This window comes from Klebsiella sp. 54, from assembly GCF_018223875.1.
Lineage (GTDB): Bacteria > Pseudomonadota > Gammaproteobacteria > Enterobacterales > Enterobacteriaceae > Klebsiella > Klebsiella quasipneumoniae.
This window is the reverse complement of record NZ_JAGRRA010000007.1, coordinates 58,933-76,600: the sequence shown is the minus strand read 5'-3', so window position 1 is coordinate 76,600 and position 17,668 is coordinate 58,933. Positions and strand designations below refer to the sequence as shown.

The 17,668-nt window shown below is 59.1% G+C and carries 14 protein-coding genes and 1 pseudogene; 5 read left to right on the top strand and 10 right to left on the bottom strand.

Features of this window, described 5'->3' with window-relative positions; genetic code table 11:
- Window positions 1-4: 4 nt before the first annotated feature.
- From KHQ24_RS16980 to nhaB, 3 genes are all read right to left on the bottom strand, one after another.
- The gene (locus KHQ24_RS16980; protein WP_211777369.1) at window positions 5-349 is read right to left on the bottom strand and encodes a DUF1971 domain-containing protein; all 345 of its coding nucleotides are present in this window, start codon (window positions 347-349) and stop codon (window positions 5-7) included.
- A 148-nt stretch (window positions 350-497) separates the two neighbouring features.
- On the bottom strand, window positions 498-1,028 hold the full coding sequence (dsbB, locus tag KHQ24_RS16975; RefSeq protein ID WP_004203315.1) for a disulfide bond formation protein DsbB: 531 nt from the start codon (window positions 1,026-1,028) through the stop codon (window positions 498-500).
- A gap of 128 nt (window positions 1,029-1,156) precedes the next feature.
- The gene (nhaB, locus tag KHQ24_RS16970; RefSeq protein ID WP_004203313.1) at window positions 1,157-2,707 is read right to left on the bottom strand and encodes a sodium/proton antiporter NhaB; all 1,551 of its coding nucleotides are present in this window, start codon (window positions 2,705-2,707) and stop codon (window positions 1,157-1,159) included.
- A gap of 248 nt (window positions 2,708-2,955) precedes the next feature.
- Here nhaB and fadR point away from each other — a divergent pair, with 248 nt between their 5' ends.
- A complete protein-coding gene (fadR, locus tag KHQ24_RS16965; RefSeq protein ID WP_004203311.1) occupies window positions 2,956-3,675 on the top strand; it encodes a fatty acid metabolism transcriptional regulator FadR in 720 nt (239 codons plus the stop codon).
- A gap of 72 nt (window positions 3,676-3,747) precedes the next feature.
- On the opposite strand, the gene KHQ24_RS16960 is transcribed toward fadR, so the two are convergent.
- Complete coding sequence (locus KHQ24_RS16960; RefSeq protein WP_004203310.1) at window positions 3,748-5,280, bottom strand: SpoVR family protein; 1,533 nt, start codon at window positions 5,278-5,280, stop codon at window positions 3,748-3,750.
- Window positions 5,281-5,356: 76 nt separating this feature from the next.
- On the opposite strand from KHQ24_RS16960, the pseudogene KHQ24_RS16955 reads away from it, so the two are divergent.
- The 3 genes and pseudogenes from KHQ24_RS16955 (at window position 5,357) to dadX (ending at window position 7,980) form a co-directional block, all read left to right on the top strand.
- Window positions 5,357-5,503 (top strand): annotated as a pseudogene (locus KHQ24_RS16955) (hypothetical protein).
- 98 nt (window positions 5,504-5,601) lie between these two features.
- Window positions 5,602-6,900, top strand: a complete 1,299-nt coding sequence (locus tag KHQ24_RS16950) for a D-amino acid dehydrogenase (RefSeq protein WP_023318600.1) — start codon at window positions 5,602-5,604, stop codon at window positions 6,898-6,900.
- 9 nt (window positions 6,901-6,909) lie between these two features.
- On the top strand, window positions 6,910-7,980 hold the full coding sequence (dadX, locus tag KHQ24_RS16945; RefSeq protein ID WP_004203306.1) for a catabolic alanine racemase DadX: 1,071 nt from the start codon (window positions 6,910-6,912) through the stop codon (window positions 7,978-7,980).
- Between the two features lie 16 nt (window positions 7,981-7,996).
- Here dadX and KHQ24_RS16940 read toward each other — a convergent pair whose 3' ends face one another.
- Both KHQ24_RS16940 and ldcA read right to left on the bottom strand, forming a co-directional pair.
- A complete protein-coding gene (locus tag KHQ24_RS16940) occupies window positions 7,997-9,730 on the bottom strand; it encodes a potassium/proton antiporter (RefSeq protein ID WP_004203303.1) in 1,734 nt (577 codons plus the stop codon).
- A gap of 92 nt (window positions 9,731-9,822) precedes the next feature.
- Window positions 9,823-10,737, bottom strand: a complete 915-nt coding sequence (ldcA, locus tag KHQ24_RS16935; RefSeq protein ID WP_017900195.1) for a muramoyltetrapeptide carboxypeptidase — start codon at window positions 10,735-10,737, stop codon at window positions 9,823-9,825.
- A 175-nt stretch (window positions 10,738-10,912) separates the two neighbouring features.
- Between ldcA and emtA the strand changes: the two genes are divergently transcribed.
- Window positions 10,913-11,524, top strand: coding sequence for a membrane-bound lytic murein transglycosylase EmtA (gene emtA, locus KHQ24_RS16930; protein ID WP_004203299.1), 612 nt, complete (start codon window positions 10,913-10,915; stop codon window positions 11,522-11,524).
- 32 nt (window positions 11,525-11,556) lie between these two features.
- Here emtA and KHQ24_RS16925 read toward each other — a convergent pair whose 3' ends face one another.
- The 4 genes from KHQ24_RS16925 to KHQ24_RS16910 form a co-directional block, all read right to left on the bottom strand.
- Window positions 11,557-12,366, bottom strand: a complete 810-nt coding sequence (locus tag KHQ24_RS16925) for a TIGR04222 domain-containing membrane protein (RefSeq protein WP_228298008.1) — start codon at window positions 12,364-12,366, stop codon at window positions 11,557-11,559.
- Window positions 12,367-12,393: 27 nt separating this feature from the next.
- Window positions 12,394-12,936, bottom strand: coding sequence for a hypothetical protein (locus KHQ24_RS24425; RefSeq protein WP_224051269.1), 543 nt, complete (start codon window positions 12,934-12,936; stop codon window positions 12,394-12,396).
- Window positions 12,937-13,425: 489 nt separating this feature from the next.
- Window positions 13,426-15,546 (bottom strand): TonB-dependent siderophore receptor, encoded by a 2,121-nt coding sequence (locus KHQ24_RS16915; RefSeq protein ID WP_108433293.1) that lies wholly within the window; start codon window positions 15,544-15,546, stop codon window positions 13,426-13,428.
- A gap of 251 nt (window positions 15,547-15,797) precedes the next feature.
- Window positions 15,798-17,543: an alpha,alpha-trehalase gene (locus KHQ24_RS16910; RefSeq protein ID WP_069734115.1), complete on the bottom strand. Its 1,746-nt coding sequence runs from the start codon at window positions 17,541-17,543 to the stop codon at window positions 15,798-15,800.
- Between the last annotated feature and the right edge of the window lie 125 nt (window positions 17,544-17,668).

Genomic DNA, 17,668 nt, shown 5'->3' with positions numbered 1-17,668 from the left:
CCCGTCACGCTTTCTTCGCGTGAAACAGCCCGTTTTCACCGTCGGTTTCTTCCGCCACCCAGAAGTGAATATTGAAGCGGGCATCGTCGCTGAGTTCGACGCGGTGCCAGTACTGCGGCGGACTGATGGCAAACTGCCCGGCATGAATCACGACTTTTTTCTCCGGCTCCGTCGCCTGTTCATTGGCAAAACCGTAATAGGTGACCGTACCTTCCATGACGCACAACTGACCGAAGACACCGGCCGCGGTGTTGTGGTGGCTCAGCAGGGCGGCGGGGACGTTCTCTTTGGTAAAGAACGGGGTGGAGCGTTTAACTTTCCAGTCTGCGGGGATCAGTAAAGATGACATGTGAGCTCCTGTGGGGTTATAAAAGATGTATTTAATATGCACCTTTTGGTGTGTGTGGTCAACCACGGACAGGAAACGATTCAGTGATGAACGGCAGGCACAAAAAAACGCCCCGTAGGGCGTTTCAGTGTGCGGTACTCGCTGCGGCTTAGCGGCCAAACAGATCGCGCTTTTTGGCTTTAAAAGGCTGAGCAACGATCACCAGGATAGCGACCACCAGATAAGCCGCGAAAATTCCCACCAGCCATTGCGGCATCTCCAGCGACAGGAACTGCCACTGGCGTACCGAACAGTCGCCGGACGCGACAAACACCTGCGGCAACCATTTATCCAGCGGCAGCCAGCTCGGGAAACGGGCGGCGAAATCGCAGGTCTGGAACGGCGATGGGTGCAGCTGAATCATCGTATGTTCCCACGCCAGCTGTAGCCCACGTACCGCGCTGTACAGCCAAATCAGCATGGCGACATAGCGCAGCGGCGTTTTAGGGGCGATAGCGCCCACCAGCCCCGCGCCCATGATGCCAAACAGGGCGCAGCGTTCATAAATGCACATCACGCACGGCTGCAGCAGCATCACGTGCTGGAACCACAGCGCGACGAGTTCGAGAATGAACGCGGTCAATGCCATCAGCAGCCAGGCGCCGCGTCCCCGCGAGCACTGGTTTAAATATTGCAACATAATCATTTCCCTGGAAGATGCTAAATCATGGCAGTGTAAACGAAAACCGTACCGACGCCAGCGGCCCGGCGGAAAATATTACGTAACTGGTTATTGAATCGCCCGGGCGAACCCGGGCGACGCGTGGATCACGGCAGGGTGGGGGTAACCAGCCAGCCGTGAGCCAGCAACCATTCGGTGACCGGCATCAGGGTGAACTCGACGCACAGCAGGCCGACCAGCGTCAGTACGAGGGTGTAGGGCAGGGCCATCCACACCATGCGGCCATAGGAGAGTCGGATAAGCGGCGCCAGCGCGGAAGTCAGCAGGAACAAGAATGCCGCCTGGCCGTTCGGGGTGGCCACTGACGGCAGGTTGGTGCCGGTGTTGATTGCCACCGCCAGCATCTCAAACTGCTTCAGGCTGATGGCGCCATGCTCGAGGGCGGTTTTCGCTTCGTTGATGTAGACCGTGCCGACAAAAACGTTATCCGAGATGGACGACAGCAGGCCGTTAAACAGATAAAACAGCGACAGCTGCGCGTGCGGAGAGGCCTGCAGAACAAACTCGATGACCGGCGTGAACAGCTGCTGGTCGATGATCACCGCCACTACGGCAAAGAACACCGTGAGCAGCGCGGTGAAGGGCAACGCCTCGGTGAACGCCTTGCCAATCGCGTGCTCATCGGTCACCCCGGTAAAGGTGGTGGCGAGGATGATCACCGACAGGCCAATCAGGCCGACCTCAGCCAGGTGAAAAGCGAGGGCGACGATCAACCAAACGCCAATGAGCGCCTGGGCAATCAGCCGTAGCCGCTCCTGACGACTGCGCTGGGCGCGGCTGCGATCGTCAAACTCCTGCAGCACCTTGCGCACCGTCGGCGGCAGCGGTTCGCCGTAGCCAAACAGGCGATACTTTTCCACCAGCAGACAGGTTAACAGACCGCAGACCATCACCGGCAGGGTGACGGGCGCCATGCGGAGAAAGAACTCGCCAAAATGCCAGCCCGCCGCTTTGGCGATAATCAGGTTTTGCGGTTCGCCGACCATGGTCATGACGCCGCCGAGCGCGGTCCCGACGCCGGCGTGCATCATCAGGCTGCGTAGAAAGCCGCGGAACTGCTCCAGCACCTCGCGGTAGTGTTGCTCGATATGGCTGTCGTCGAGCAGGTCGCTATCGTCCGGGCGTGCCGAGGCGACGCGGTGATAGATGCCGTAGAACCCGACGGCGACGCTTATCACCACCGCCACCACCGTCAGCGCATCGAGAAAGGCGGAGAGGAAGGCAGCGGCCAGGCAGAAGGCCAGCGACAGCAGCATCTTGCTGCGGATCCCTAACAGCAGGCGCGTAAAGACAAACAGCAGCAGCTGCTTCATAAAGTAGATGCCCGCCACCATAAACATCAGCAGAAGCAGCACTTCCAGGTTGCTGGCGATCTCTTCCCGCACGTGCGCTGGGCTGGTCATGCCGATCAGCAGCGCCTCGATAGCCAGCAGGCCACCCGGCAGCAGCGGATAGCACTTCAGCGCCATGGCGAGGGTAAAGATAAACTCAACCACCAGCAGCCAGCCGGCGACAAATGGCGCCACGGCGAACACCAGCGGATTGATAATTAAGAAAATGATTAATGCCAGCTTGTACCAGTCAGGCGACTGGCCAAGAAAATTGCGCCACAGCGCGCGGCCATAAGAAATTTCCACGACAGAATCCTTCCCCGTCAATTAGTGCATGATTTTGTGCGTAACTATTGGCAAGAGTACCAGTTGAGCAAAATGAGAAGCAACTTTCTTCGCAGCGCTGCGGCGGTTACGGGAGATAAGGAAAAGCGTAAAGTAAAAACGGAAAATGAAACGGCGATCCCTTTTTAATTCACTTGCGATGCTATCTGCGCTATAGCGGCTCTGGTATGATGAGTGCAATTGCAACAATGTGTAATGGAAATATTATTATGGTCATTAAGGCGCAGAGCCCTGCGGGTTTCGCGGAAGAGTATATCATTGAGAGCATCTGGAATAACCGCTTCCCACCTGGATCGATTCTCCCCGCTGAACGCGAGCTTTCTGAGCTGATCGGTGTCACCCGCACCACGCTGCGCGAAGTGTTGCAGCGTCTGGCGCGTGACGGCTGGTTGACCATTCAGCACGGCAAACCCACCAAAGTGAACAACTTCTGGGAGACCTCCGGGCTGAATATCCTTGAAACACTGGCGCGTCTCGATCACGACAGCGTCCCCCAGTTGATTGATAACCTGCTCTCCGTGCGCACCAATATTTCCACGATTTTTATTCGCACCGCGTTCCGTCAGCATCCGGATAAAGCGCTGGCGGTGCTGGACAGCGCCCGGGAAGTGGAAGATCACGCCGACGCCTTCGCCGATCTCGATTACAACATTTTCCGCGGTCTGGCTTTCGCCTCCGGCAACCCGATTTATGGCCTGATCCTCAACGGCATGAAGGGGCTATATACCCGCATCGGCCGCCACTACTTCTCCAGCCCGGAAGCGCGCAGCCTGGCGCTGGGCTTTTATCATCAGCTGGCGAAGGTGTGCGAAGGCGGCCTGCACGATCAGGTGTATGAGCTGGTTCGTCGCTACGGCCATGACAGCGGTGAGATCTGGCACCGGATGCAGAAATCGCTGCCCGGCGATTTAGCCATGAATGTGCGTTAAGCCGCTATTCGCGATCGATAAATAAAATAAGGGGGCCGATGGCCCCCTTCGTCGTTTTAACGTCCCGCAATGCTATAGCGCGTTTGGCCGCGCCGGGCAGCGGTCCAGCAGCTCAATGCTGCCGTCGGCATTCTGCTGCTCCAGCAGCACATCGAACCCCCACAGACGATGCACATGTTTCAGCACTTCGCGCCGCCCTTTGTCCAGCGGGACGCGGTTGTGCGGCACATAGCGCAACGTCAGCGAGCGGTCGCCGCGCAGGTCAACGTTCCACACCTGGATATTCGGCTCGAGATTGCTGAGGTTATATTGCGCCGAGAGCTTGTTGCGGATTTCGCGATAGCCCTCTTCGTTGTGGATCGCCGAGATCTCGAGATAATTGTTGTGATCGTCGTCGAGCACGGTAAAGAAGCGGAAATCGCGCATGATCTTCGGCGACAGGAACTGGCTGATAAAGCTCTCATCCTTGAAGTCGCGCATGGCGAAATGCAGCGTTTCCAGCCAGTCGGAACCAGCGATATCCGGGAACCAGTACTTGTCCTCTTCGGTAGGCGACTGGCAGATGCGCTTGATGTCCTGGAACATGGCGAACCCCAGCGCGTAGGGGTTAATCCCGCTGTACCACGGACTGTTGTACGGCGGCTGGAAGACCACGTTCGTGTGGCTGTGGAGAAACTCCAGCATAAAGCGCTCGGTCACTTTCCCTTCATCATAGAGATGGTTGAGGATGGTATAGTGCCAGAAGGTGGCCCACCCCTCGTTCATCACCTGGGTCTGTTTCTGCGGGTAGAAATACTGGCTGACTTTGCGCACGATGCGCAGGATCTCGCGCTGCCACGATTCCAGCAGCGGGGCGTTCTTCTCCATAAAGTACAGCAGGTTCTCCTGCGGTTCGGAAGGGTAGCGGCGGGCGGACTCAATCGCCTTCTCCTCTTCGCGCTTCGGCAGGGTACGCCACAGCATATTCACCTGGCTCTGCAGATACTCTTCCCGGCTTTTCTGCCGCGCCTTCTCCTCCTGCAGCGAGATTTTTTGCGGACGTTTATAGCGGTCGACGCCGTAGTTCATCAGCGCGTGGCAGGAGTCGAGCAGTTTCTCCACTTCGTCGACGCCATAGCGCTCTTCGCACTCGGTAATGTATTTGCGGGCGAAAATCAGGTAGTCGATGATTGAGCTGGCGTCGGTCCAGCTGCGAAACAGGTAATTGTTTTTGAAGAACGAGTTATGCCCGTAGCAGGCGTGCGCCATCACCAGCGCCTGCATGGTGATGGTATTTTCTTCCATCAGATAGGCGATGCAGGGATTGGAATTGATGACGATCTCATACGCCAGGCCCTGCTGGCCGTGCTTATAGGCCTGCTCGGTCTCAATGAATTTTTTGCCGAACGACCAGTGCGGATAGTTGATGGGCATGCCGACGCTGGAGTAGGCGTCCATCATCTGTTCGGAAGTAATGACTTCGATCTGGTGCGGGTAGGTGTCAAGACGATAGAGCTTAGCGACCCGGTCCACTTCGGCCAGGTAGGTCTCCAGTAACTCAAACGTCCAGTCGGGTCCATCGCTTAAACGGGTGGTGTCCCTGTTCATGGAGTCAATCGTAGCCATTAGCGCGCCCTCGTTGTTGTTGGTTTTCTCTGAACGGAAAACCTCTAAACAAGCATAGAACACCGCACAGCAAACTGTGTTGTCAGCCAATCGCTTTTCTTCGCGATTTCCCCATCTCAAAGCCGTTTTTTGCGCTTATTTGCAGAATTAAATGCTGGGTAAAAATAAAGCGCAGCATGAGATCGTAAATCTTACAGCTCAGGACTGGTGCGGTTTGCTGTGAGTTAAGTCACCATAAATAAAGCGTATGTTGAATAATATTTTCAACTGAGTTATCAATTTGTAATTAGATGATTGTTCTTTAACTGTTACGGAGTTGCTATGCGTGTCGTCATACTGGGAAGTGGGGTGGTTGGGGTAGCCAGCGCGTGGTATTTGAGTCAGGCGGGTCATGAGGTGACAGTCATCGACCGTCAGCCCGGTCCGGCAGAGGAGACCAGCGCGGCCAACGCCGGGCAGATATCTCCCGGCTATGCGGCGCCCTGGGCGGCGCCGGGAGTGCCGCTGAAGGCGATCAAATGGATGTTCCAGCGCCATGCGCCGCTGGCGATCGGCCTTGACGGCACGTCGTTCCAGCTGAAGTGGATGTGGCAGATGCTGCGCAACTGCGACACCCGCCACTATATGGAGAACAAAGGCCGGATGGTGCGCCTGGCGGAGTACAGCCGCGACTGCCTGAAGGCGCTGCGCGACACCACCGGCATTCAGTATGAAGGGCGTCAGGGCGGGACGCTGCAGCTGTTCCGTACCGCCAAACAGTATGAAAACGCCACCCGCGACATCGCGGTGCTGGAGGACGCCGGCGTGCCCTATCAGCTGCTGGAGGCGAAGCGGTTGGCGGAAGTGGAGCCCGCGCTGGCGGAGGTTAGCCACAAACTGACCGGCGGCCTGCGTCTGCCAAACGATGAAACCGGCGACTGCCAGCTGTTTACCACTCGTCTGGCGGCGATGGCGGAACAGGCCGGGGTCACCTTCCGCTTCAACACCGCGGTGGACGCCCTGCTGCAGGAGGGCGATCGCATTGCCGGGGTGAAATGCGGCGATGAGATTATCAAGGGCGACGCCTATGTCATGGCTTTTGGCTCTTACTCGACGGCGATGCTCAAGGGGCTGGTGGATATTCCTGTCTACCCGCTGAAAGGCTATTCGTTAACCATCCCGATTGCCCAGGAAGACGGCGCGCCGGTTTCCACTATCCTTGATGAGACCTATAAAATCGCCATCACCCGTTTCGATCAGCGCATTCGCGTCGGCGGTATGGCCGAGATCGTCGGTTTTAATAAAGCGCTGCTGCAGCCGCGTCGCGAAACCCTGGAGATGGTGGTGCGCGATCTGTTCCCGCGCGGCGGCCACGTTGAGCAGGCCACCTTCTGGACCGGCCTGCGGCCGATGACGCCGGACGGCACGCCGGTGGTCGGGCGCACGGCGTTTAAAAACCTGTGGCTCAACACCGGCCACGGCACGCTTGGCTGGACCATGGCCTGCGGCTCCGGGCAGCTTATCAGCGATCTGATCTCCGGCCGCACGCCGGCGATCCCTTACGACGATCTGGCTGTCGCCCGCTATAGCCCCGGGTTTACCCCGGCGCGTCCGCAGCATCTGCATGGCGCACACAACTAAGGAGCTTGCATGACCCGTCCGGTAGTGGCCAGTATCGACTTGCTGGCCTTGCGGCAGAATTTACAGATAGTGCGTCGCGCGGCCCCCGGGTCGCGCCTGTGGGCGGTGGTCAAAGCAAATGCTTATGGCCATGGCGTGGCGCGGGTATGGAGTGCGTTAAGCGCGGCGGATGGTTTCGCCTTGCTCAACCTGGAAGAGGCGATCCTGCTGCGCGAGCAGGGCTGGAAAGGGCCGATCCTGTTGCTGGAGGGCTTCTTCCATGCCGATGAGCTGGCGGTGCTGGATCAATATCGCTTAACCACCAGCGTCCACAGCAACTGGCAGATTAAGGCGCTGCAGCAGGCGAAGCTGCGCGCGCCGCTGGATATCTATCTCAAGGTGAACAGCGGTATGAACCGGCTGGGCTTTATGCCGGAGCGGGTGCATACCGTCTGGCAGCAGCTGCGGGCGATAAGCAACGTCGGCGAGATGACGCTGATGTCGCACTTCGCGGAGGCGGAGAACCCGCAGGGGATTGTTGAGCCGATGCGCCGGATCGAACAGGCGGCGGAGGGGCTGGATTGCCCACGCTCGCTGGCCAACTCGGCGGCGACGCTCTGGCATCCGGAAGCGCATTTTGACTGGGTTCGTCCCGGCATCGTGCTGTATGGCGCATCGCCCTCCGGGCAGTGGCAGGATATCGCGAACACCGGCCTGAAGCCGGTGATGACCCTGCGCAGCGAAATCATCGCCGTGCAGAACCTGCGCCCCGGCGAAGCGATTGGCTATGGCGGCCTGTATCGCACCACCCAGGAGCAGCGGATCGGCATCGTCGCCTGCGGCTATGCCGACGGCTACCCGCGGGTGGCGCCGAGCGGCACGCCGGTGCTGGTGGACGGCGTACGCACCACCACCGTCGGGCGCGTGTCGATGGATATGTTGGCGGTCGATTTAACGCCCTGTCCGCAGGCCGGGATCGGCGCGCCGGTCGAACTGTGGGGCAAAGAGATTAAAATCGACGACGTGGCGGCCAGCTGCGGCACCGTCGGCTATGAGCTGATGTGCGCCCTGGCGCCGCGGGTGCCTGTTGTGACCCTGTAACCTGTTCCGGGGCGGATCACTCCGCCTCGTCTTCCGCGACCCGTACCCCTACCTTCAGCACGTGATCGTTCTCTTTTTCCGCGACTGTCCATACCATCCCGGCGAACTCCACCTGGTCGCCCACCACCGGCGCGGCGCCCAGCAGCTGCTGCACCACTTCCCCCAGCGACTGCTGATGTTCGCGGAACTCCTCTCCGCCGTCGAGGCCGTAGATTTGCGCCACATCGGCGAAGCGGGCCTCGGCATCAAGTATAAAGTCGCCGAAAAAACGCTGATCGAGCGCCACCGGCGGCGACTGGCTGAACATTTTGCCCAGCGCCGGCAGGTCGTGCTCGCGGCCAATGACGCACAGGATATCGCCTTCCCGCAGGCGGGTGCTGCCGGTGGGGTGCAGCAGGGCATTGTTGCGAAACAGGGCGGCAATCCGCGTCTCCGGCGGCATATGCAGGTCGCGCAGCGCCGCGCCGATGCACCATTTATCGGCGCCCAGCTGGTAGACAAACTGCTCCCACGGGTTTTCCGGGTGAATATCCAGCCCGACGCGGGAGATGGGCCAGCTGACGGGCGGCACCACCACTTTGGCTTTTTTCGCCGCCCACGATAGCGATGTGCCCTGGAGCAGAAGCGACACCAGCACCACGAAGAAGGCGACATTGAAGAACAGGCGGGCGTTGTCCAGGCCGGCCATCATCGGGAACACCGCGAGAATAATCGGCACCGCGCCGCGCAGGCCGACCCAGCTGATAAATACCCGTTCGCGGAGGTTGAACCCGCGGAACGGCAGCAGACCGGCAAATACCGACAGCGGACGGGCAATGAAAATCATCCACATCGACAGCAACAGCGCCGGGATAGCGATCGGCAGCAGGTCGGAGGGCGTCACCAGCAGGCCCAGCACCAGGAACATGGCGATTTGCGCCAGCCACGCCAGACCGTCGAAGTTCTGCAGGATACCGTGCCGGTTGCGGATAGGCCGGTTGCCCAGCAGAAAGCCGCAGAGATAGACGGCGAGGATACCGCTGCCGTCGAGGGTAGTGGTGACGGCGAAAATCATGATCCCGCCGCTCAGCGCCAGCAGCGGATAGAGCCCGGCGGGCAGCACGATGCGGTTGATCATCTGCAGCAGCAGGTAGCCGCCGCCGAGGCCGATGGCGATCCCGAGACCGAACTGTTGAATGATATGCACGGCGAACATCCAGCTGAGGCCGGTCTGGTGCTGCTGGATCATTTCGATCAGGGTGATGGTCAGGAAGACCGCCATCGGGTCGTTACTGCCTGACTCAATCTCCAGCGTCGAGCCGACGCGCTCGTTGAGCCCCTTGCCGCCGAGCAGCGAGAAGACCGCCGCGGCGTCGGTGGAGCCGACAATGGCGCCGATCAGCAGGCCTTCGATCATATCCAGTTTGAACAGCCAGGCCGCCATCATCCCGGTCAGCGCCGAGGTGATCAGCACCCCGACCGTCGCCAGCGACAGTGCTGGCCACAGCGCGACGCGAAAGGAGCTGGCCTGGGTGCGCATCCCGCCGTCCAGCAGGATCACCGCCAGCGCCAGGTTACTCACCATGTAGGCGAAGGGGTAGTTGTCGAAGGGGATGCCGCCGATGCCGTCAATGCCTGCCAGCATCCCGATGGCCAGAAAGATGACCAGAATCGGGATGCCAAGGCGCGAAGAAAAGGAGCTCAATAAGATACTGCAGGTTACTAAAACAGAACCCAGAATAAACAGACTAATGACCGCAGCGGCGTCCAATGTTCACGTACTCCCTGACTGGCGTGAAAAAATGGCTAAAAGTGACACTATTTTAACAATTCGCAGGGAATCCGCCTATGCGTCTGGGAAATTTATTCTGCCAGCACCGGGTGGCCGCTGATTGTCAGGGTGGTGGCTGATGGCTGGTTGACCAGCCGCGCGCGCGCGCCCAGCGGCAGGGTCACCGTGCGCTGCTCGTGGCCAAACTCCAGTCCGCTTATCAGCGGTACAGAGAGCTGCTGGCGCAGATAATCAAAAACCTGCGGCAGGTCATATCCCACGTCATAGTCGTTCGGCGCGCCGCCGGTGAAGCTGCCGAAGATCACCGCCTTCTGCGCCGCCAGTACGCCGCTGTGCAACAGCTGAAGCAGCATGCGTTCGACGCGGAACGGGTGCTCATTGATATCCTCTACCACCAGGATGCCGTCGCGGATCGCCGGTAGCCACGGGGTACCGATAAGCGAAGTCAGCATCGCCAGATTCCCGCCCCACAGGGTGCCTTCCACCCGGCAGTTCGGCCCTTCGCCCGGCCATTCGAGGGTGAATTCAGGCTGGCGCAGCGCCTGCCAGAAATGCTGTTCGGTAAACGGATCGAGGGTCTCCGCGCCGAAGTTCCCTGCGAGCATCGGCCCGCTGAAGGTGACGACGTTGCCCATGGCCAGCAGGCCCGACTGGATGACGGTGAAATCGCTGTGGCCGCAAATCAGCAACGGGTCACGCTGCTGGCGGGCAATCAGCCCCTGCCAGTCGATATGCGGCAGCAGGCGGCTGGCGCCGTAGCCGCCGCGCACCGCGAGAACGATCCGGTTGCGGCCAGGCAGCTGGGCAAGCTGGTTAATATCGGCCAGCCGTTCATGTTCAGTTCCGGCGAAACGCTGCTGCCGACGGGGAATGACCTGCTGGTGGGCCACCTCGTGCCCGGCCTGCTGCAGACGCTCGACGCCGCGGGCCGCCGCCTGCTGGTTGATGCAATAACCGGATGGCGCGACCAGATAAAACTGAGACATGATAATTCCTTGCTATGAATGAAAGGGTTATGATGCCGCCTGGAATGGCGATTGTCATCTCCAGGTGGCTAACTTCAATCCGCACCCGTCATCCATCAGGCTGTCGGCGGGCGGGGGACGTACCGCTGCCGTCGTTCTGCAGCATGATGGCGTTTGGGTAGATAAGGATAGATGTGTGAAATTGAGATGGTTGCTTATTTTAGTCGTTTTTCTGGCCGGTTGTAGTTCGAAACACGATTACACCAATCCACCGTGGAACCCCGAGGTCCCGGTGAAGCGGGCGATGCAGTGGATGCCGATCAGTGAAAAAGCCGGCGCCGCCTGGGGCGTGGATCCGCAGCTGATCACGGCGATCATTGCCATCGAGTCGGGCGGTAACCCTGCGGTAGTGAGTAAATCCGGCGCCGTCGGGCTGATGCAGCTTAAGCCGTCGACCTCCGGACGCGATGTTTACCGGCGGATGGGCTGGCGCGGCGAGCCGTCGGTCAGTGAACTGAAAAACCCGGAACGGAATATCTCGATGGGGGCCGCCTATCTGAGCATTCTGGAGAATGGTCCGCTGGCGGGGATCAAAGACCCGCAGGTGATGCGCTATGCGGTGGTGGTCTCCTATGCCAACGGCGCTGGCGCGCTGCTGCGCACCTTCTCGTCAAACCGGCAGGACGCCATCGAGGAGATTAACGACCTCGACGCCGATGAGTTCTTCGAGCATGTGGCGAAAAAACACCCGGCTCCGCAGGCGCCGCGCTATATCTGGAAGCTGCAGAAAGCGCTGGACGCCATGTAACCTTACCTTCGCCCCGCCGGCCTGGCGGGGTCCTAATCCTCTGTGCGCAGCGACGTGATAACGCTAATCGGCGCTATTAACGCTTTATATTCCCGGTAGCGCTCGGGAAGCGATTCCACGCCGTTTACCGCCACGCAGAGCATGGCCGTCGCGTCATCCTCCTGCGCGCCTTTATACGCTAACGTTTCTCGTAACGCATTGATGCAGGCGTGGGCGTCATGATGCGAAATGCCGTTGATATCGAGACGAATGGTTTTGCTAATGGCCTCTATCCATAATCCGCCCCACAGAACGCAACCCGAGGGCATGAGCAGGCAACTGAAGATGCTGTATGCGGTGAGGTCGAGCCAGATAAAGGTCTTACTGGCAACGATAACGCCGAGGGCGACCGAAGGGATGCTGATGGCCAGCATATTCCATCCGCGGCGCAGCGGACTTAAGGCTAAACCCGCACTTGCTATCTGTTCCTGCCAGAGGTTACGTCCGGCGATACTCAGGCAGCGGGGCAGATCTTCATGACACGGCTTTCGCACCGCAAAATGGTCAAATAGTATGCTTTCAATGACGTTCATTTCGTGGTTTGCATAGCGTCCGTTAGCCAAAACCTGCCCGGGCTCCGGGATCCACAGATGCTTATTACTGAGTAAGCTGAACATTGCCAGTTGAATCACCCGGGTCCCTTCTCCGGTCAGCCACGCCAGCAGCCAGGGGCTAACCTCTATCGCGTGCGGCTGGGGCTGAGCCGCTGGCCGCGACAGGATAATCATTATACCAATAGCAATATAGATACCCGGGACGATAAGTATAAAACCGCCAAGAAAAAGCAGTGGATGCAGATGCATTATAAAATTCCACATACCATCCCCTCGTTAATCCAGCCTCTGCAGACAAAAGGGATACTTAATAAGGTTGATGATTTTTACATATTCACCATATCTTTCGGGAAGCAGGGCGGTTTTACCGATCGCCACGCAATAATCGGCGTTTTCATCGGTCAGGGTATCTGAGTCAGCAATAAGCGTCTCCTTCAGGGTATCAATATAGTGATGAAAGATATTAACGGCGATCCCTTCCCGGTCCAGCCGGGTGGCATTTAAGGTGATGCATAACAGCCACAGCCACCACAGGCCGGAAACCATCCCCATTGTCAGCCAGCTGAATACGCTGGAGTGAATTATCGCCTGATTATCAAAAAGCGTTTTCCAGGCGAGCGCGGCGATTAATAGCAGGGAGGGGGCGGCAATCAATATCATATTCCACGTTTGGTGCGTCGGGCTGAGCCGCAGCCCTTGGCAGTGAGGATCGGTGGCCCAGTGGTTCTTTTCGGCGACGTGCAGAGAAAGCGGCAGATCCTGGTCACTGGATTTTGGCGTAGCGAAATGGTCAAACAGTATTTTTTCCACACAGGTCATTTTGCATTCTGCGTACTGCTGATTGGCGCAGAGTTGAATATTGTCCGCAGAATGGATGAGAGTGACATAGTTTTTTCTTAACAGCCTGAACATGGCCAGCTGAATGACGCTGGTGGCGCTATTACGTAGCCAGGCTAAAAAAGAGGGTGAGATAGAATAGGGCGCCGGAACGGCTGTGGTATTTTCAGTAGGGCGGGTCTTCGCAATAATTATATTTACCAGAATATATATCACTGTGGTGGATAATATATGGTAACCCATAAATGATAACGGATGTAAATTGGTGAGATAGCTAATGACAGGGTTCACTTTTATTCCTTGTGAGCGTCCTAACCTGTTTTCGCCAGCATATTAAGTCCTCTCATCATCGGGGGGCAAGTGAAATAATGGCCTGGCATCTTTAAGTCAATATTAGCCATCAAAGCGTGACGTCACCTGTTAACGAAAGCCCCCGCCGTCACGGGCGGAGGCTTATCTTTACGCTGTCAGTTAAAAGTCGTAGCCCACGGTGGCCATGACGCTGCGCTCTGCTCCCCAGTAGCAGTTGCCGGTGCCGTAGCAGCCGGAAACGTATTCACGATTGCCGATATTGTTGGCGTTGACCTGCACATAAGCGCCTTTCAGCCCCGGCGACCAGACGCCGAGGTCAGCCCGCATCATGGCGTCCATCAGCGTGACCGACGGCAGCCGCGCGGTGTTGGCATCATCCGCCCACTGTTTACCAATGTAGCGGACGCCGGCGCCCAGCGAGATCCCCGCCGGAAACTGATAGCGCGCCCAGAAGGAGGCCATCTGATCCGGGGTCAGCTGCGGCGTGTTGTTGTCGGTACCGTCCTTAGTGTCCTGGAAGCGCAGACGATTCCAGGTATACGAGGCGAGGGTGCTCAGCTGCGGGGTGATCTGGTGGTGCGCTTCCAGCTCAACCCCCTGGGAATGGACCTTACCCGCCGGAATATAGGTGGCGGTGGCGATGTTGGGGTCGCGGGTGGCGACATCCTTTTGCATCAGATCGTAAATCGCGATGCTATAGAGGTCGCTGCTGCCCGGCGGCTGGAACTTCAGGCCGGCTTCGACCTGTTCGGCGGTGGTCGGTTTCAACGGTTTGCCGTCAGCGCCGGGCAGCATCGCCGGGGTAATCGCCTGGCTGTAGCTCAGGTAGGGCGAAAGACCGTTGTCCAGGGCGTACAACAGCGAGGCGCGGCCGCTGATATGGTCGTCTGAACGGCGGTTTGAGGTGCCCAGGGTATCGCTGACCTGCTGGGAAACGATACGGTCATAGCGGGCGGAAACATCCACATGCCAGCGGTCCCAGACCATCTCATCCTGCAGATACAGCCCGGTCTGGTAATAACGGCGATTATTATCATCGCTGTAGGTCACGGTATGCCCGGTCTGGGTGGTATAGCCGGTAAACGGGTTAAGGGGCGCCGCGCCGCCGGCGCCGGTCCACAGATCGTTGCGGAAGCGATGGTATTCAGCGCCGAGGATCAGGGTATGCGCCAGATCGCCAGTATTGAAATCGGCGCGCAGGCGGTTATCGGTTGACCAGCCGTCCAGCGAACCGCGCGAGCCGCTGTAGCCGCGAGCCAGCATGTCGCTGTCATCTATCCAGCCGACCTGGTAGACCTGATCGAGGGAGACGTTGGTGTGGGTGTAGCTTCCCGCGGAATAGACCGACCAGACGTCGGTGAACTGGTGGTCAAACTCATAGCTGTAGATCTGCTGGCGGCGCTGATAGCCATCTCCCGGATCGCCCTCGTTGGTGCTGGTGGAGAGCTTACGGCCATTGTGCGCGTAGCGGGTGCCGTCCAGCGGCAAAGAGCCATGATAGCCACCGGAAGGATCTTTTTGCAGATAGGCGCGTAGCAGCAGCGAGGTATCGCTGTCCGGCTGCCACAGCAGGGAAGGTGAAATGGCGTAGCGCTCTTCGCGGGTATGGTCATACTGCGTGTCGCTGCTGCGGGTCATACCGATCAGCCGCCATGCCCACTGCTCATTGATGGCGTCGGTGTAATCGAAGGCCGCGCCTTTGGTATTTTGCGTCCCGCCAGTCAGGCGGACGTGGCCCTGCTGACTGAACTGCGGGCGCTTGGAGGTCAGGTTGACCACGCCGCCCGGCACGCTCTGCCCGTAGAGCGCGGAGGAGGGGCCGCGGATCACATCGACGCGTTCGATAAACCACGGGTCGATCTGCACCACGTTATGGCTGCCGCCGTCGCTCATCAGACGCATGCCGTCGAGGAACAGGTTATCGACGTCGCCGCCGTGGTAGCCGCGCAGGGAGATAGCGTCAAACCGGGTGGCGCCACCGCCGAAGCTGGAGTAGACCCCCGGGGTATATTCCAGCGCCTGGCTGATGGTATTCGCCCCCTGATCCGCCATCTGCTGGCGGGTGACAACCGACACCGACTGGGCGGTGGTGATTAACGGCTGGTCGGTTTTCGTCGCCCCGAGCGAGGTGCTGGCGCTATAGCCCTCAGTCGGCGCGCTGGCGGATGCCGGCGGGCTGGCCGTCACCACCACCGTCTCTTCGGCCTGCGCGGTGAAGGGAAGTGCGACCGCGAGGGCGTACAGCAGCCCCGGGCGTTTGCGAGAAATAGCCACGTTCATAAGATCATCCTGAACCTGCGCGGTTTGGTACTCCTGTACGCCGCCGCGGGAAAAACGAATCTGTCATTATTCGTTAAAAAGTAATGCGAATTATTATTGTTTGTATTTATGCGATCAAGCGAAAAGGTGATCTGTTCAGCGCGAGGGGATGGAGAAGGGTTTCCCGCGAGCCGCAGAATGGGCCTGCGCGGGACGGTAGTGACCAGGGAGACCGCTTCCCCCTACCGATTTTGGTAGGGGGCGGCAAAGCGTCAGGAGCCGGTCTTTTGCGGTTCCGCAGGGGCGGGGTCGTTAGCCGCGGGCGCCGCAACAGGTTTGTCCTGCGGTGAAGGCGTTGTCGCCGGACGGGTAGCAGGCAGCGCATCGCAGGGTTTCTCCTGCGGGCAGATCAGATCCAGCATCTTAAGGGTGACGCCGTTGGTCCAGCCAAAGCCGTCCTGCAGTGGATATTCCCCACCGCCGCCCCCGGTGCCGGTTGAGCTTACGTCATACTTCTCCACCAGCTTTTGCTTGCTGTCATAGGTATGCTGCACGTTGGTCAGGAAGCGCCAGGTGACCTCCATGGCGATCTTCTGCTGACCATAGTTTTGCAGCCCCTCGACGGCCACCCACTGCAGCGGCGCCCAGCCGTTGGGGGCGTCCCACTGCTGGCCGCTGTTGACGGTGGTGGTGGTCAGCCCGCCGGGTTTGAGCAGCCGCGACTCGGCGGCGGCCGCCACTTTCGTCGCTCGCTCGCGCGACGCGGCATTGACGTACAGCGGGAACAGCGCCGCGGCGGTCAGCTGATTGCGCACCTTGTGGGTTTTCAGATCGTAATCGGCGTACCACCCCTCTTTTTCATTCCACAGGTATTTCTCGATAGCCTGCTGGCGGGCGTTGGCCAGCGCGTCGTACCGGGTAGCGCCGGCGCTGTCCCCCGCTGCTTTACTGGCGCGGGCGAGGGTTTTCTCCAGATGGAACATCAGGGCATTGAGATCGACCGGGATAATCGAGGTGGTGCGAATGGTGGCGAGCTGCTGCGGATTGTCCATCCAGCGGGAGCTGAAATCCCAGCCGGAAGCGGCGGCGGAGCGCAGGTCGCGATAGATCTCGGTGGCCGGACGATTCGGGTTGCTTTTGGCGGTTTTGACGTCGTCAAGCCAGGACTCGGGACGTGGGGTGTCGTTATCGTCCCAGTAGCGGTTGAGCAGCGCACCATCCGCCATCCGCACTGCCCGTTTGTCGGCGCTGCCGGGTGCCAGCGCGTCCGCCCCGGCCATCCAGTAGCGATACTCTTTCTCCAGCTGCGGCTGGTAGGTTTTCAGCACCTGGTCGCCATCGTGCGTCGCCAGCAGGCTTACCATAAAGGAGAAGAAGGGGGGCTGCGAACGGCTGAGGTAATAGGTGCGGTTACCGTTGGGGATATGGCCCCAGGTGTCAATTTCCGCAGCGAAGTTGGCGACCATATCTTCGACTTTATCCCAGTGACCGCTTTCGGCAAGACCCAGCATGGTGAAATAGCTGTCCCAGTAATAGACTTCGCGAAAGCGTCCTCCGGGGACCACGTAGGGCTTAGGCAGCGGCAGAAGCGAGTCCCACTTTTCCACCTCGACGGTGCTGCGGGTCAGGACCGGCCACAGGCCGTCGATATGCTGACGCAGGGTTTGCCCTTTGGGCGGCACATAGGCGTCGTTCTCTTTCGGCAGCGTGAAGTTCAGCTCAACGAAGTGACGCAGATCGAAGCTGGCCTGGTTTTTTTGCATCCGGTAATCGGCAAGGATCATCAGCGGATCGCTGTTAGGGATCGCGTCGGCGAAGGTTTTTTGATCGGCAAAGAGCTTTGCGCTCTGGACATCATTAAACAACGGGCCCAGCAGAATATCCGGCGAGGGTGGCGGCGCGGTTTTGCCGTCTTCCGCCTGGACATTCAGGCTCATCAGGGCGAGCAGGGCGCCGCCGATCGCCAGGCGCAGGGAACAGGGCAAAGCAGCGGGACGATGTGCATCAGTACTCGTCATGGGGAGTTCTCCTTATCATTATCGACTGCGGGCCACGACGTTTGGCCATCCAAAAACCTTAGACGAATATCTGCCGCTACGCGTGTCAGGGGTAACATTTTGCGCGAAAACAGAGGATTTACCTG

Coding starts and splice junctions, on each gene's coding strand:
- dadX (WP_004203306.1), top strand. CDS start 6,910: ATGACCCGTCCGGTAGTGGCCAGTATCGACTTGCTGGCCTTGCGGCAG.
- dsbB (WP_004203315.1), bottom strand. CDS start 1,028: ATGTTGCAATATTTAAACCAGTGCTCGCGGGGACGCGGCGCCTGGCTG.
- fadR (WP_004203311.1), top strand. CDS start 2,956: ATGGTCATTAAGGCGCAGAGCCCTGCGGGTTTCGCGGAAGAGTATATC.
- KHQ24_RS24425 (WP_224051269.1), bottom strand. CDS start 12,936: ATGACCTGTGTGGAAAAAATACTGTTTGACCATTTCGCTACGCCAAAA.
- KHQ24_RS16915 (WP_108433293.1), bottom strand. CDS start 15,546: ATGAACGTGGCTATTTCTCGCAAACGCCCGGGGCTGCTGTACGCCCTC.
- KHQ24_RS16950 (WP_023318600.1), top strand. CDS start 5,602: ATGCGTGTCGTCATACTGGGAAGTGGGGTGGTTGGGGTAGCCAGCGCG.
- KHQ24_RS16910 (WP_069734115.1), bottom strand. CDS start 17,543: ATGACGAGTACTGATGCACATCGTCCCGCTGCTTTGCCCTGTTCCCTG.
- ldcA (WP_017900195.1), bottom strand. CDS start 10,737: ATGTCTCAGTTTTATCTGGTCGCGCCATCCGGTTATTGCATCAACCAG.
- KHQ24_RS16960 (WP_004203310.1), bottom strand. CDS start 5,280: ATGGCTACGATTGACTCCATGAACAGGGACACCACCCGTTTAAGCGAT.
- KHQ24_RS16925 (WP_228298008.1), bottom strand. CDS start 12,366: ATGCATCTGCATCCACTGCTTTTTCTTGGCGGTTTTATACTTATCGTC.
- KHQ24_RS16980 (WP_211777369.1), bottom strand. CDS start 349: ATGTCATCTTTACTGATCCCCGCAGACTGGAAAGTTAAACGCTCCACC.